At 45.6% G+C, this 16,222-nt stretch carries 13 protein-coding genes and 1 other annotated feature; all 13 genes read left to right on the forward strand.

The genetic code is table 11. The features are described from left to right. Window positions 1-115: 115 nt before the first annotated feature. Window positions 116-541 carry a 50S ribosomal protein L11 gene (gene rplK / locus M662_RS00855; protein WP_008635884.1) on the forward strand — a complete coding sequence of 142 codons (426 nt, stop codon included), beginning with the start codon at window positions 116-118 and terminating at the stop codon, window positions 539-541. Window positions 542-659: 118 nt separating this feature from the next. Further along, a complete protein-coding gene (gene rplA / locus M662_RS00860) occupies window positions 660-1,355 on the forward strand; it encodes a 50S ribosomal protein L1 (protein WP_008635887.1) in 696 nt (231 codons plus the stop codon). Between the two features lie 53 nt (window positions 1,356-1,408). Further along, window positions 1,409-1,559, forward strand: a sequence feature (ribosomal protein L10 leader region). A gap of 43 nt (window positions 1,560-1,602) precedes the next feature. Then, window positions 1,603-2,103: a 50S ribosomal protein L10 gene (gene rplJ / locus M662_RS00865; RefSeq protein ID WP_026577048.1), complete on the forward strand. Its 501-nt coding sequence runs from the start codon at window positions 1,603-1,605 to the stop codon at window positions 2,101-2,103. 51 nt (window positions 2,104-2,154) lie between these two features. Next, window positions 2,155-2,520 (forward strand): 50S ribosomal protein L7/L12, encoded by a 366-nt coding sequence (gene rplL, locus M662_RS00870; RefSeq protein WP_008635891.1) that lies wholly within the window; start codon window positions 2,155-2,157, stop codon window positions 2,518-2,520. A gap of 81 nt (window positions 2,521-2,601) precedes the next feature. After that, window positions 2,602-3,207: a class I SAM-dependent methyltransferase gene (locus M662_RS00875; RefSeq protein ID WP_026577047.1), complete on the forward strand. Its 606-nt coding sequence runs from the start codon at window positions 2,602-2,604 to the stop codon at window positions 3,205-3,207. Window positions 3,208-3,519: 312 nt separating this feature from the next. After that, window positions 3,520-7,047 carry a DNA-directed RNA polymerase subunit beta gene (gene rpoB / locus M662_RS00880; protein WP_026577046.1) on the forward strand — a complete coding sequence of 1,176 codons (3,528 nt, stop codon included), beginning with the start codon at window positions 3,520-3,522 and terminating at the stop codon, window positions 7,045-7,047. 71 nt (window positions 7,048-7,118) lie between these two features. Continuing rightward, window positions 7,119-10,730 carry a DNA-directed RNA polymerase subunit beta' gene (gene rpoC, locus M662_RS00885; RefSeq protein ID WP_008636073.1) on the forward strand — a complete coding sequence of 1,204 codons (3,612 nt, stop codon included), beginning with the start codon at window positions 7,119-7,121 and terminating at the stop codon, window positions 10,728-10,730. 139 nt (window positions 10,731-10,869) lie between these two features. Then, entirely contained in the window at window positions 10,870-11,121 is a 252-nt protein-coding gene (locus tag M662_RS00890; protein ID WP_008636072.1) for a 50S ribosomal protein L7ae-like protein, read from the forward strand. 91 nt (window positions 11,122-11,212) lie between these two features. Then, window positions 11,213-11,632, forward strand: coding sequence for a 30S ribosomal protein S12 (gene rpsL, locus M662_RS00895; RefSeq protein WP_008636071.1), 420 nt, complete (start codon window positions 11,213-11,215; stop codon window positions 11,630-11,632). 52 nt (window positions 11,633-11,684) lie between these two features. Then, window positions 11,685-12,155 carry a 30S ribosomal protein S7 gene (rpsG, locus tag M662_RS00900; RefSeq protein WP_008636070.1) on the forward strand — a complete coding sequence of 157 codons (471 nt, stop codon included), beginning with the start codon at window positions 11,685-11,687 and terminating at the stop codon, window positions 12,153-12,155. A gap of 42 nt (window positions 12,156-12,197) precedes the next feature. Then, window positions 12,198-14,276 carry an elongation factor G gene (fusA, locus tag M662_RS00905; protein ID WP_008636069.1) on the forward strand — a complete coding sequence of 693 codons (2,079 nt, stop codon included), beginning with the start codon at window positions 12,198-12,200 and terminating at the stop codon, window positions 14,274-14,276. A 118-nt stretch (window positions 14,277-14,394) separates the two neighbouring features. Continuing rightward, window positions 14,395-15,585, forward strand: coding sequence for an elongation factor Tu (gene tuf, locus M662_RS00910; protein WP_008636068.1), 1,191 nt, complete (start codon window positions 14,395-14,397; stop codon window positions 15,583-15,585). Window positions 15,586-15,894: 309 nt separating this feature from the next. Then, window positions 15,895-16,203: a 30S ribosomal protein S10 gene (rpsJ, locus tag M662_RS00915; protein WP_008636067.1), complete on the forward strand. Its 309-nt coding sequence runs from the start codon at window positions 15,895-15,897 to the stop codon at window positions 16,201-16,203. The last annotated feature ends 19 nt before the right edge of the window (window positions 16,204-16,222 follow it).

A 16,222-nucleotide genomic window follows, 5' to 3' on the forward strand; every position in this document is an offset into this window, starting at 1 on the left:
CTAGAATTTTTATGTTCTATATGCGCCCCATAGATGAGGGGCTATTGCTTAACGCAATGGAGTGGGAGGGGTAGAACCCTATTACCACATCACGGACTTTAAGGAGGTGTGTCTCGTGGCTAAAAAAGTTATTAATGTTGTAAAGCTTCAGATCCCTGCAGGAAAAGCTAACCCAGCGCCACCAGTAGGACCGGCACTAGGTCAAGCAGGTATTAATATCATGGGCTTCTGTAAAGAGTTCAACGCTCGTACGCAGGACCAAGCTGGTATGATCATTCCAGTAGAAATCTCGGTTTATGAGGACCGTTCCTTTACATTCGTTACTAAAACTCCACCTGCTGCTGTTCTTCTTAAGAAAGCGGCTGGAATTGAGTCAGGTTCCGGTGAACCAAACCGTAACAAAGTAGCTTCTGTCAAACGCGATCAAGTTCGCGAAATCGCAGAAACGAAAATGCCTGATTTGAACGCTGCTGACGTGGAAGCTGCAATGCGTATGGTCGAAGGTACTGCGCGCAGCATGGGAATCACAATCGAAGATTAATCCCACAGCGTCATTTGGAGATAGGAAAAGGTTGCGGAAATGGAGCTAGTGTCTCTTTCGCAACCTTTATTCGTGGGAGGAAAATCCGTTAAAACCACAACGAGGAGGAAATTTTAAAATGGCTAAGAAAACGAAAAAGCAACAAGAGCTTCTAAAGCTTGTTGATCGTACAAAAGCTTATGATGTGCAGGAAGCCATCAAGCTAGTAAAAGAAACAGCAAAAGCTAACTTTGATGAAACAATCGAAGCAGCTTTCCGTCTTGGGGTTGACCCTAAGAAAGCAGACCAGCAGATCCGTGGAGCAATGGTACTTCCACACGGTACTGGTAAATCTCAGCGTGTGCTTGTTTTCGCTAAAGGTGATAAAGCGAAAGAAGCAGAAGCTGCAGGTGCAGACTACGTAGGTGAGCAGGACCTCATCAACAAAATCAACCAAGGCTGGTTCGATTTTGATGTTGTTGTTGCAACTCCTGACATGATGGCTGAAGTTGGTAAGCTTGGTCGTGTACTAGGGCCAAAAGGTCTTATGCCGAACCCTAAAACAGGTACAGTAACGTTTGAAGTTGAGAAAGCAGTAAACGAAATCAAAGCTGGTAAAGTAGAATACCGCGTTGATAAAGCTGCTAACATCCATGTTCCGATCGGAAAAGCTTCTTTCGATCAAGAGAAACTGGCTGAGAACTTCACAGCGATTACAGAAACTCTTGTGAAAGCTAAACCACAAGCATCTAAAGGAACTTACATGCGTAACGCAGCTGTTTCATCAACAATGGGTCCTGGGATCAAAGTTGATGTTACTGGGTTCTCTAAGTAATATAATTTAGTGTTGACTTTCCGTTTCTGATTGGTTACAATTAGTGACGTTGTATAAATGAATACGTTATACCGTAGACAGCAGGTGCGGCTTCCGCTTAATTTCCTGCCGAGGTGTGTGTGAATATAAATAGAGCAGCGCAGACTGCCCTGCTCTATGATTCGTACCTCCATGTCTACATGGGGGTACTTTTTTATGAACAAAACCTTTGGACGGTATGATGATAAGTCAATAGGAGGTGGAACCGATGAGCAGTGTTATCGAGCAAAAGCAGCAAATTGTATCTGAATTAGCTGACAAGTTCCGTAGCAGTAAGTCTGCTGTAATGGTAGATTACCGCGGTCTTGACGTAGCGGAAGTTACAGAACTTCGTAAACAGCTTCGTGAAGCAGGCGTAGAGTTCAAAGTGTACAAAAACACAATGACTCGCCGTGCTGCGGCAGAAGTAGAGCTTTCTGGTCTTGACGAAGTGCTTCAAGGACCTACAGCCTTGGCCTTCCATGAAGAAGATGCAGTAGCTCCGGCTAAAATTCTTAACAACTTCGCTAAAGATCACGAAAACCTTGAAATTAAAGGTGGCGTAGTTGAAGGACAAGTTGCAACTCTTGAGCAAATCCAAGAACTTGCAAACCTTCCAAACTACGAAGGTCTTGTATCTATGTTCCTAAGCGTACTACAAGCACCTATCCGCAACTTCGCTTATGCTACAAAAGCAGTGGCGGAGCAAAAAGAGGAAGAAAGCGCGTAAGTTCGCGTTCGTTTAAAACTATAACCATAAAAACTAAGGAGGAAATTTCTCATGTCTAACGAACAAATTATCGAAGCGATTAAAGAAATGTCTGTTCTTGAGCTTAACGACCTAGTTAAAGCGATTGAAGAAGAATTTGGTGTATCTGCTGCAGCTCCAGTTGCTGTTGGTGGACCAGCTGCAGGTGGCGAAGCTGCTGAAGAGCAAACAGAATTCAGCGTAGTGCTTGAATCTGCAGGAAGCTCTAAAATCAAAGTGGTTAAAGCAGTACGCGAAATCACTGGTCTTGGTCTTAAAGACGCTAAAGAACTAGTTGACGGTGCTCCAAACCCAATCAAAGAAGGCGTTTCTAAAGAAGAAGCTGAAGAAATGAAATCTCAGCTTGAAGAAGCAGGCGCTACTGTAGAACTTAAGTAAGATATCTTTTTAAAGTAAAGCTCGCTGACTATCGGCGGGCTTTCTTTTTCTTAATAGATCAAAAAAGAAGGTGTTCGGATTATGTCGGAACATTACTATTCCAAGAAGACATCTGCTGCAAGTGAAGAAAGATCGTGGACTTTTCAATTGAAGGGCCATACATTTACGTTCACAACAGACCGCGCCGTTTTCTCTAAAGGCGAGGTGGATTTCGGTTCTCGCGTATTGATTGATTCCTTTCGTGCGCCGGAAGCAGAAGGAGATTTTCTTGACTTAGGCTGTGGATATGGGCCGATTGGTATGTCCTTGGCTAAACACTATCCGGATCGTCACGTATGGATGGTGGATGTGAACGAACGGGCTTTGAATCTGGCGGAAAGAAACGCGGCGGCAAACGGCATCACGAATGTAACCGTACAAGAAAGTGATCGGATGCAGGCGGTAAAAGACCATCGTTTTGCGGCTGTTCTTACTAATCCTCCCATTCGTGCCGGGAAGGAAGTCGTTCACTCTATGTTTGAGGAAGCTGGACAATCCTTGGTAGACCAAGGAGAACTCTGGGTCGTCATACAAAAGAAACAAGGAGCCCCATCAGCGAAAGCCAAGATGGAGGAACTGTTCGGTAACGTGGAAATAGTAGAGAAACAGAAAGGATACTTTATCCTTAAGTCTAAAAAGATTGACTAGCTTGTCCGGTTGTGCTAGTATTGAAAAATGCCAATATATCTGAACGCTGTCAAGTCTTTTTTGCATTTTCTTGTATAAAAAGATGATAGTTGGTCAGAATGGTAAAATCGAACACTGAAAGTAAATGAGGTTTTTATGTATGAAAAGCCTTTTTCTTTTTTGTCTAACGTTAGAGAGAAATGAAGAATCACCATTTGCTATAAGGCGAATGTTTAAATAGCGCTTGTGGCAAGATCAACCGCAAGCCTGTTCGGCATGTCTTGCCGGACCCTTTTTTCGTTATTAAAATGCTTGATTTGAGGGGTGAATCAGTTGACAGGTCAACTAGTTCAGTATGGACGACACCGCCAGCGCAGAAGTTATGCACGTATTAGTGAAGTATTGGAATTGCCTAACTTGATTGAGATTCAAACGGCTTCCTATGAGTGGTTCATGGAAGAAGGTTTGAAAGAGATGTTCCAGGACATTTCGCCAATTGAAGATTTCACCGGTAATCTTTCACTTGAATTCGTAGACTACAGCCTTGGCGAACCAAAGTATCCAGTCGATGAGTCAAAGGATCGCGACGTAACATATAACGCACCGCTTCGTGTGAAAGTACGTCTTCTAAATAATGAGACGGGTGAAGTGAAAGAGCAGGAAGTATTCATGGGTGATTTCCCATTGATGACAGACACAGGTACCTTTGTAATCAACGGTGCGGAACGTGTCATCGTATCCCAGCTTGTTCGTTCTCCGAGTGTATATTTCAATAAGAAGATTGATAAGAACGGTAAGCGTGGTTATACCGCTACGGTCATTCCTAACCGTGGAGCATGGTTAGAGTTTGAAACAGATGCCAAAGACGTCGTACACGTCCGCATCGACCGTACGCGTAAGCTTCCTATCACAGTGCTCCTTCGTGCTCTAGGATTCGGTACCGATCAAGAGATCATCGATTTGATCGGAGATAATGAGTACCTGAAGAACACGCTTGAAAAAGACAATACGGAAACGACAGAGAAAGCTTTGCTTGAGATATACGAGCGTCTACGTCCCGGCGAGCCGCCGACCGTAGAAAATGCTAAAAGTCTCCTTGTCTCTCGTTTCTTTGATCCGAAACGCTATGATTTAGCTAGAGTCGGAAGATATAAAATGAACAAGAAGCTTCATATAAAGGATCGTTTGTTTAACCAAACCCTTGCTGAAACATTAGTGGATGAGGAAACAGGGGAAGTTATTGCGGAGAAGGGTGACAAGATTGACCGCCGTCTTCTTAACAAACTGATTCCATTGTTTGATGATGCAGAAGGTACATTGAGCGAGGAAACTCTTGAGCCTGTAGACGGCGTTCTTGAGGACCCGATTCAAGTCCAATCTGTAAAAATTGTAGACCCGACGGATCCGGAAGGGGAACGTTCTATCAACGTTATCGGTAATGCGAACATCGACCGCGACGTTAAGAACATCACTCCGGCTGACATCTTGTCTTCTATCAGTTATTTCTTTAACCTGCTTCATGATGTTGGTGGCACGGACGATATTGACCACCTTGGTAACCGTCGTCTGCGTTCTGTAGGAGAACTTCTTCAGAACCAGTTCCGAATCGGGCTTTCCCGTATGGAGCGTGTGGTACGTGAGCGTATGTCCATTCAGGATACATCATCCATCACACCACAACAGCTGATCAATATCCGTCCGGTTATTGCATCCATTAAAGAGTTCTTCGGAAGCTCCCAACTATCCCAGTTTATGGACCAAACCAACCCGTTAGCAGAATTGACTCACAAACGTCGTCTATCTGCGCTTGGACCGGGTGGTTTAACACGTGAACGTGCAGGATTCGAAGTTCGTGACGTACACTACTCCCACTATGGCCGTATGTGTCCGATCGAAACTCCCGAGGGACCGAACATCGGTTTGATCAACTCCTTGTCTTCCTATGCGAAGGTAAACGAATTCGGCTTTATTGAAACACCATATCGCCGTGTGGATCCGGATACGAACAAAGTAACCGACCAAATTGATTACCTTACTGCTGATGAAGAAGATAACTACGTCGTAGCACAAGCTAACGCGAAGCTTGGTGATGACGGAAGTTTCATGGACGAAGAAGTTATTTCCCGTTTCCGTGGGGAGAACACGGTCGTAAGCCGTGATCGTATTGATTACATGGATGTATCACCTAAGCAGGTTGTATCTGCAGCGACGGCTTGTATTCCTTTCTTGGAAAACGATGACTCCAACCGTTCCTTGATGGGTGCGAACATGCAACGTCAAGCAGTACCATTGCTTAAACCGGATGCACCTTTAGTCGGAACAGGTATGGAATATGTATCCGGTAAAGACTCCGGTGCCGCTGTCATCTGTAGACACGAAGGAATTGTTGAGCGTGTCGAAGCGAAAGAAGTTCGCGTACGCCGCATTTCTGAAGTGGACGGCAAAGAAGTAGAAGGCGACGTGGATCGTTACCGTCTGCAGAAGTTCATCCGTTCCAACCAAGGAAGCTGTTACAACCAGCGTCCGATTGTCGCTAAAGGTGACCGTGTTACAAAAGGAGAAATCCTTGCTGATGGTCCTTCCATGGATATGGGTGAGCTGGCGCTTGGACAGAACCCGCTGGTTGCATTCATGACATGGGATGGTTACAACTATGAGGATGCCATCATCATGAGTGAGCGACTTGTTAAAGATGACGTCTATACGTCGATCCATATTGAAGAATATGAATCGGAAGCTCGTGATACGAAACTTGGACCGGAAGAAATCACTCGTGATATTCCGAACGTCGGGGAAGATGCACTTAAAGATCTTGATGATCGCGGCATCATTCGTGTCGGAGCAGAAGTAAGTGACGGAGATCTTCTTGTTGGTAAAGTTACGCCTAAAGGTGTAACGGAATTGTCGGCAGAAGAACGTTTGCTTCACGCAATCTTCGGAGAGAAAGCCCGTGAAGTCCGGGATACATCCTTGCGTGTACCGCACGGAGCCGGCGGAATCGTTCTTGATGTTAAGATCTTCAATCGCGAAGATGGAGACGAGCTGCCACCAGGGGTCAACCAGTTGATTCGTGTTTATATCGTTCAGAAACGTAAGATTTCTGAAGGGGATAAAATGGCCGGCCGTCACGGTAACAAAGGTGTTATTTCCAAGATTCTTCCAGAAGAAGACATGCCTTTCCTACCGGATGGTACTCCTGTAGACATCATGTTGAACCCGCTTGGTGTACCGTCACGTATGAACATCGGACAAGTGTTGGAACTTCACTTAGGTATGGCGGCCCGTTTGATGGGTCAGAGAGTGGCAACACCAGTATTCGATGGTGCTCGTGAGGAAGACGTTTGGGAAACATTGCAGGAAGCTGGCATGGCACGTGATGCGAAAACGATCCTTTACGACGGACGTACAGGTGAGCCTTTCGATAACCGTGTTTCTGTCGGTGTCATGTACATGATCAAACTGGCGCACATGGTCGACGACAAGCTTCACGCTCGTTCTACCGGACCTTATTCACTTGTTACGCAGCAGCCGCTTGGTGGTAAAGCACAATTCGGTGGACAGCGTTTCGGTGAGATGGAGGTTTGGGCACTGGAAGCATACGGTGCCGCATATACACTTCAAGAAATCTTGACGGTCAAATCCGATGACGTCGTTGGACGTGTGAAAACATACGAAGCTATCGTCAAAGGTGACAATGTTCCAGAACCAGGCGTACCTGAGTCCTTCAAAGTTCTTATTAAAGAGCTTCAAAGTCTCGGTATGGACGTGAAGATTCTAAATGGTGATGAGCAGGAAATCGAAATGCGCGATATTGAAGAAGAAGAAACCAAACAATCCGAGAATTTGAACTTAGACGATTAAGATAGAAACACTGCTGTAGCTCGTGTTCTAAGCTTAGGGAAAACCTGGATACTAAAAGGGAGGTAGGCCCCTTGCTAGATGTAAACAACTTTGAGTATATGAAAATCGGCCTCGCTTCACCGGATAAGATTCGTTCTTGGTCTTATGGAGAAGTGAAGAAGCCGGAAACCATCAACTATCGTACGTTGAAACCCGAGAAAGACGGTCTTTTCTGTGAGCGTATCTTCGGCCCACAAAAAGACTGGGAATGTCACTGTGGGAAATACAAGCGCGTCCGCTATAAAGGCGTCGTTTGTGACCGCTGTGGAGTAGAAGTAACGAAAGCAAAAGTACGTCGTGAGCGTATGGGGCACTTGGAATTAGCTGCCCCTGTCTCTCACATCTGGTACTTCAAAGGAATCCCTAGCCGGATGGGTCTTGTCCTGGACATGTCCCCAAGAGCGCTGGAAGAAGTTATTTACTTCGCAGCCTATATCGTTACAGAACCGGGCGAAACATCTCTTGAGAGAAAGCAGCTGCTTTCTGAGAAAGAGTATCGTACGTACCGTGAGAAGTTCGGTCAAGGTTTCCAGGCCGCTATGGGTGCAGAAGCCATCCGTAAATTACTTTATGATATAGATCTTGACGGTGAAGTTGAAGTGTTGAAAGAAGAGCTCAAAACAGCTCAGGGACAACGCCGCACACGTGCGATCAAGCGCCTTGAAGTGCTTGAGTCTTTCCGTCACTCAGGAAACGATCCATCTTGGATGATCCTTGACGTGCTTCCGGTCATTCCACCGGAACTTCGTCCGATGGTTCAACTGGATGGTGGTCGTTTCGCGACATCTGATTTGAACGACCTTTATCGTCGTGTTATCAACCGTAACAACCGTTTGAAACGTCTGCTTGACCTTGGAGCACCTACGATTATCGTTCAAAACGAGAAACGTATGCTTCAAGAAGCTGTCGATGCTTTGATTGATAACGGCCGTCGCGGCCGTCCGGTAACAGGACCGGGTAACCGTCCGCTTAAATCCCTTTCTCACATGCTGAAAGGTAAGCAGGGTCGTTTCCGTCAAAACCTTCTTGGTAAACGTGTTGACTACTCTGGTCGTTCTGTAATCGTCGTAGGTCCATCTTTGAAAATGTATCAATGTGGACTTCCGAAAGAAATGGCGCTTGAGCTGTTCAAGCCATTCGTAATGAAAGAATTGGTGTCCCGCGGATTAGCACATAACATCAAATCTGCGAAACGTAAGATCGAACGCGTTCACCATGAAGTATGGGACGTCCTCGAAGACGTCATCAAAGAGCACCCGGTTCTGCTTAACCGTGCACCAACGTTGCACCGCCTCGGAATCCAGGCCTTTGAACCAACGCTTGTAGAAGGACGCGCAATCCGTCTTCACCCGCTCGTATGTACAGCATATAATGCCGACTTCGATGGTGACCAAATGGCGGTTCACGTACCATTGTCTTCTGAAGCACAGGCGGAAGCACGTATCTTGATGCTTGCTGCACAGAACATCCTTAACCCTAAGGATGGAAAACCGGTTGTAACTCCTTCACAGGATATGGTACTTGGTAACTACTATCTATCTCTTGAGCGTGAAGGCGCAATTGGAGAAGGTATGGTAGTGAAAGACTTGAACGAAGCGTTGATGGCTTACCAGAATGGATATGCTCATCTGCACACACGTGTAGCCGTTCAAGCGAGCTCCTTGAACAATGAAACATTTACAGAAAAACAAAACGGTCAGCTTCTTCTTACTTCCGTTGGTAAATTGATTTTCAACGAAATGCTTCCGGCTTCGTTCCCATACATGAACGAGCCTACGAAAGAGAACTTGGAAATCAAGACACCAGATCACTACTTCGTGGATAAAGGAACGAATATCCGTGAAGAGATCGCTAAGCGTGAAGAAGTAGCGCCGTTCAAGAAAGGCATCCTTGGAGATATCATCGCAGAAGTATTCAAACGCTTCTCCATCAGTGAAACGTCCAAGATGCTTGATAGAATGAAGGATCTCGGTTTCGCTTATTCTACGAAAGCGGGTATCACTGTCGGTGTATCCGACGTCGTCGTACTTCCTGAGAAACAAGAAATTCTTGATGAAGCTCAGGAGAAAGTCGACAAAGTCTTGAAACAGTTCCGTCGTGGTCTAATTACGGAAGAGGAACGCTATGATCGTGTCATCGACATATGGTCAGCAGCGAAAGATGATATTCAGGGCCGCTTGATGCAGTCACTGGATCCGCGTAACCCGATCTTCATGATGAGTGATTCCGGAGCACGTGGTAACGCATCTAACTTTACGCAGCTTGCGGGTATGCGTGGTCTTATGGCCAACCCGGCTGGTCGTATCATTGAACTTCCAATCAAGTCCAGCTTCCGCGAAGGTCTGACTGTACTTGAATACTTCATCTCTACTCACGGTGCACGTAAAGGTCTTGCCGATACAGCCCTTAAGACTGCCGATTCAGGTTACCTGACTCGTCGTCTTGTTGATGTAGCGCAGGACGTCATCGTTCGTGAAGATGACTGTGGTACAGACAGAGGTCTTCCTGTTACAGCTCTTAAAGAGGGTACAGAAATTATTGAACCCCTCATCGACCGTTTGATCGGACGTACTTCCTTCCAGAAAGTGAAGCACCCGGAAACAGGCGCTGTCCTTGTGGGTCGTAATGAAGTAATCTCTGAAGATGCTGCTCGTCAAATTGTCGAAGCAGGCGTTGAAAGAGTGGTTATCCGTACAGCGTTCACGTGTAACACGAAACACGGAGTGTGTAAGAAGTGTTACGGACGTAACCTGGCAACAGGGGATGAAGTCGAAGTGGGTGAAGCAGTTGGAATCATCGCAGCGCAGTCCATTGGTGAACCAGGTACTCAGCTTACAATGCGTACCTTCCACACAGGTGGGGTAGCCGGAGATGATATTACGCAGGGTCTTCCACGTATCCAGGAGATCGTTGAAGCGCGTAACCCTAAAGGTCAAGCTGTCATCACGGAAATCGACGGAACCGTCCACGAAGTGAATGAAGTGAAAGAGAAGCAGGAAATCGTCATCCAAGGTTCTGTTGAATCACGGTCTTACACAGCACCATACGGCGCTCGTATGAGAGTTGCTGTCGGTGATGAAGTGAAGTCCGGGGAGGCACTTACAGAAGGTTCCATCGATCCGAAAGAGCTTCTTACAGTCAAAGGGCTTGACGGTGTACAGGAATACCTTCTTAAGGAAGTACAGAAAGTTTACCGTATGCAAGGGGTAGAAATTTCTGATAAGCACGTGGAAGTAATGGTACGCCAGATGCTTCGTAAAGTGCGTGTTCTTGATTCTGGAGATACAGATGTATTGCCGGGATCCCTTCTTGAGATACACCAGTTCAAAGAAGCCAACCAAAAAGTGCTTCTCGAAGGCGGACAGCCGGCTGTTGGTCGTCCGGTCATCCTTGGTATTACAAAAGCATCCCTTGAAACAGACAGCTTCTTGTCTGCCGCATCCTTCCAGGAGACAACTCGTGTCTTGACTGATGCAGCAATCAAAGGTAAGCGTGATGAGCTTCTTGGACTGAAGGAGAACGTAATCATCGGTAAACTTGTCCCGGCAGGTACGGGTATGACAAGATACCGTAAGATTCAAGCTCAATCCGAGGCTCAGAAGCAGGGTGCTTCCGAACCAACAGAAGAAGTAACACACTCTTAATAGAGATATACAGGTTAACAAAGGGTAAATTTTAAAGAAGCACCAAAAACTCACCCAGATGCAGTTGACATGCATTTGGGTGAGTGATAATATAATCAAGGTGCTTCCATTTATCCTTGTTACTTTGGAGGATATGCAGATGTCTTATGATAAAGTAGCACAGGCTAAATCCGATATAATCATTGGAACCAAACAGACACTGAAAGCCATGAAAAATGGTGAAGTGGATGAAGTCATAACGGCTGAAGATGCAGATCAGTCGATGACCTTAAAAGTAGCTAAACTGGCCAACCAACTGAACATTCCCCATACGACGGTTCCGTCTATGAAGGAGCTAGGGGATGCGTGCGGTATTGATGTTGGCGCGGCTACAGTGGCGATAAAGCAATAAAGTTTTGGCGTTTTGGCGCGAAAACTTTGTTTTTTGCCTTTTTATGAACCACCTGGATGTGTGGTATTAAGAATGAAGGGAGGATACAATCATGCCAACAATTAACCAATTGGTGCGTAAAGGACGCGTGAGCAAAACGAAGAAGTCTGGTTCACCTGCTTTGAACAAAGGCTACAACAGCTATAAAAAGCGTATGACAGATCTTTCTTCTCCACAAAAACGTGGTGTTTGTACACGTGTTGGTACTATGACACCTAAGAAGCCGAACTCCGCCCTACGTAAGTATGCGCGTGTTCGTCTAACTAACCAACTAGAGGTTAACGCGTACATCCCTGGTATCGGCCACAACCTTCAAGAGCACAGTGTTGTTCTTATCCGTGGCGGTAAAGTTAAAGACTTACCAGGTGTGCGTTATCACATCGTACGTGGTGCTCTTGACACTGCAAGCGTTGATGGACGTATGCAAGGCCGTTCTAAATACGGTACGAAGAAACCTAAAGCTAAAAAATAATCGATATGTAAATATCGCTTAAATAAACCATTTGAGGAAGGGAGGGGAACGTATGCCACGTAAAGGTCCTGTAGCTAAGCGTGATGTGTTGCCTGATCCGATGTACAACTCTAAGCTTGTAACTCGCTTGATCAACCAAATCATGGTCGATGGGCAGCGCGGAAAAGCTCAAAAAATCCTTTATAAAGCGTTCGAACTTGTTCAAGAACGTAGCGGTAACGATGCTATGGAAACATTTGATCAAGCTATGAAGAACGTCATGCCTGTATTGGAGGTACGCGCTCGTCGTGTAGGTGGATCCAACTATCAGGTTCCTGTTGAAGTTCGTCCAGAACGTCGTCAGGCTCTAGGTTTGCGCTTCATTGTTAACTATGCGCGTCTTCGCGGAGAGAAAACAATGGAAGAGCGTCTAGCTAACGAAATTCTAGATGCAGCAAACAACACTGGTGCTTCTGTGAAGCGTCGTGAAGAGATGCACAAAATGGCAGAAGCGAACAAAGCTTTCGCTCACTACCGTTGGTAATAACCACAAAAATAACTGTTCAAACAGGAAGGAGAAAGATGCATGGCTAGAGAGTTCTCCTTGGAAAAGACTCGTAATATCGGGATCATGGCTCACATCGACGCTGGTAAAACAACGGCGACAGAGCGTATTCTTTTCTACACAGGACGTATCCACAAAATTGGTGAAACTCACGAAGGAGCTTCCCAAATGGACTGGATGGAGCAGGAACAGGAGCGCGGAATTACAATTACTTCCGCTGCGACAACTGCTCAGTGGAAAGGCCACCGTATCAACATCATTGACACTCCTGGACACGTAGACTTCACTGTTGAAGTTGAACGTTCTCTTCGTGTACTAGATGGCTCCGTAGCCGTTCTTGATGCACAGTCTGGTGTTGAGCCTCAAACAGAAACTGTTTGGCGTCAGGCTACAACTTACGGTGTTCCACGTATCGTATTCATCAACAAGATGGATAAAATCGGCGCTGACTTCATCTACTCCCTTGGCACGTTGAAAGACCGTCTGGGAGCTAATGCAGCTGCTGTTCAACTTCCTATTGGTGCGGAAGATGACTTCGAAGGAATCATTGACCTTACAACCATGGAAGCATATTTCTACATGGACGATTTGGGAACTCGTGCAGAAGCGCGTGAAATTCCTGATGAGTACAAAGATCAAGCCGAAGAGTACCGCGGCAAGCTTGTAGAAGCTGTTGCAGAACTTGATGAAGACTTGATGATGCAATACCTTGAGGGAGAAGAAATCACGAACGATCAGCTGAAAGAAGCAATTCGTAAAGCGACTCTAAGTGTTGAATTCTACCCTGTGTTCTGTGGTTCTGCCTTCAAGAACAAAGGTGTTCAGCTGTTGATCGACGGTGTCATCGACTACCTTCCATCTCCACTGGATGTTCCTCCAATCGAAGGACACGTTCCACAAACAGAAGAAGAAGTTGTCCGTAAGGCTGACGACAAAGAGCCTTTCTCTGCATTGGCTTTCAAAGTCGCAACAGACCCTTACGTTGGTAAACTTACATTCTTCCGCGTGTACTCTGGTACACTTAACTCTGGATCATACGTTCAGAACTCTACGAAAGGTAAGCGTGAGCGTGTAGGTCGTATCCTACAGATGCACGCCAACTCTCGTGAAGAGATCTCTACTGTATATGCAGGAGATATCGCTGGTGCGGTAGGACTTAAAGATACTGGTACAGGTGACACTCTTTGTGACGAGAAGAACCTAGTTATTCTTGAATCAATGGAATTCCCTGAGCCTGTAATCTCTGTAGCTATCGAACCTAAATCCAAAGCAGACCAAGATAAAATGTCCATTGCCCTTGGTAAACTTGCTGAAGAAGATCCAACGTTCCAAACAGAGACTAACGTGGAAACAGGACAAACAATCATCGCTGGTATGGGTGAGCTTCACCTAGATATCATCGTTGACCGTCTGAAGCGTGAGTTCAAAGTTGAAGCGAACATTGGTGCTCCACAAGTTGCTTACCGCGAAACATTCCGCGGAAGTGCGCAAGTTGAAGGTAAGTTCGTACGTCAATCCGGTGGTCGTGGACAATTCGGTCACGTATGGGTTGAATTCGAGCCTAACGAAGAAGGCGCTGGATTTGAATTCGTCAACAAGATCGTTGGTGGTGTTGTACCACGTGAATACATTCCATCTGTAGAACAAGGTATTAAAGAGTCTATGGAAAATGGTGTATTGGCTGGTTACCCTATGGTAGACATCAAAGCGACTCTTTATGATGGTTCTTATCACGATGTCGACTCCAACGAAATGGCCTTTAAAGTTGCCGCTTCCATGGCACTTAAAGAAGCTAAAAACAAGTGTAAGCCTGTTCTACTTGAACCGATGATGAAAGTAGAAGTTGTTATTCCTGAGGAATACATGGGCGATATCATGGGTGACGTAACATCCCGTCGTGGACGTGTTGATGGTATGGAAACTCGTGGTAATGCACAAGTGGTTAAAGCGTATGTTCCACTATCTGAAATGTTCGGTTACGCTACAGCATTGCGTTCCAACACTCAAGGTCGCGGTACGTACACTATGCACTTCGACCACTACGAAGAAGTTCCTAAGAGCATCTCTGAGGAAATCATCAAGAAAAATGCTGGTCAATAATTGATTTTTTAAACGAGTTAAAGTATAACTTGTATTGTAAGCACAGGAGTGGCTTTCACTCCTTTGCTTCATCATAAATCAAATGAACTTTCACTTATTTTAAAGGAGGAAATATACAATGGCTAAAGAAAAATTCGACCGGTCCAAGTCCCACGTTAACATTGGTACTATCGGACACGTTGACCACGGTAAAACTACTCTAACGGCAGCGATCACTACTGTACTTCACAAGAAATCTGGTTCTGGTGAAGCTATGGCATACGACATGATCGACGGTGCTCCAGAAGAGCGCGAGCGTGGAATCACAATCTCCACTGCACACGTTGAGTACGAAACAGAAACTCGTCACTACGCACACGTTGACTGCCCAGGTCACGCTGACTACGTTAAGAACATGATCACTGGTGCTGCTCAAATGGACGGCGCGATCCTAGTTGTATCTGCAGCTGACGGTCCAATGCCACAAACTCGTGAGCACATCCTACTTTCTAAAAACGTAGGTGTTCCAGCTATCGTTGTATTCTTGAACAAAGTTGACATGGTAGACGACGAAGAGCTTCTTGAACTAGTTGAAATGGAAGTTCGTGATCTTCTTTCTGAGTACGACTTCCCTGGCGATGACGTACCAGTAATCAGCGGTTCTGCTCTTAAAGCCCTAGAAGGCGATGAGAAGTATGAGCAAGCGATCTTCGATCTAATGGATGCTGTTGACGAAAACATCCCAACTCCAGACCGTGACACTGACAAGCCATTCATGATGCCAGTTGAGGACGTATTCTCTATCACTGGTCGTGGTACAGTTGCTACAGGTCGTGTTGAGCGTGGACAAGTTAAAGTCGGTGACGAAATCGAAATCATCGGTATGGCTGAAGAGTCCAGCAAAACTACTGTAACTGGTGTTGAAATGTTCCGTAAGCTTCTTGACTATGCAGAAGCTGGAGACAACATCGGTGCACTTCTTCGTGGTGTAAGCCGTGAAGATATCAACCGTGGACAAGTACTAGCTAAGCCTGGTTCTATCACTCCACACACAAACTTCAAAGCTGAAGTTTATGTACTAGCTAAAGACGAAGGTGGACGTCACACTCCATTCTTCTCTAACTACCGCCCACAGTTCTACTTCCGTACTACGGACGTAACTGGTGTTATTCAACTTCCTGAAGGCGTAGAAATGGTTATGCCTGGGGACAACGTTGAAATGACAGTTGAACTTATCTCCCCAATCGCGATCGAAGACGGTACTCGTTTCTCTATCCGTGAAGGTGGACGTACAGTAGGTTCAGGCGTAGTTTCTACAATTACTAAGTAATTAGAAGCTATGATTACAAGCGAGCATAGGCCTTGGCCTTTGCTCGCTTTTTCTATTCGTGCGCATGTGCTGTCGGGGTTGAATTTGACGCGGTTCGCTAGTATAATGTGAAAAGTGCTTGCGGATAAATTAAATGTTGATTTATCCTTGCAATGACCGCATTTCTTCTATATAATGAATAATGTTGGTCATAAAAGGCGATGAAGCGAAAGGTTGTTGACACACCCGGCCCCTTTGCCATGGCGGGTAGTCAAGTTTTTTTCGCGGAGAATGTCTATTTTAAAAATGGGCGAAGAAGGAGGGAACATAATGGCAAAAGAGAAAATTCGTATTCGTTTAAAAGCGTATGATCACAGAGTGTTGGATCAGTCCGCAGAAAAGATCGTAGACACAGCGAAGCGTTCCGGTGCTAACGTATCAGGTCCGATTCCGCTTCCTACAGAGCGTTCTATCTACACAGTACTTCGTGCGACGCACAAGTATAAAGACTCTCGTGAGCAGTTCGAAATGCGCACACACAAACGTCTTATCGACATTGTTAATCCGACACCACAGACAGTTGATTCATTGATGCGTTTGGATCTACCATCTGGTGTGGATATCGAAATCAAACTATAAATTAATCTGATAAATAATA

The sequence above is a fragment of the Bacillus sp. SB49 genome, assembly GCF_000469135.2.
Taxonomy (GTDB): domain Bacteria; phylum Bacillota; class Bacilli; order Bacillales; family Halobacillaceae; genus Halobacillus.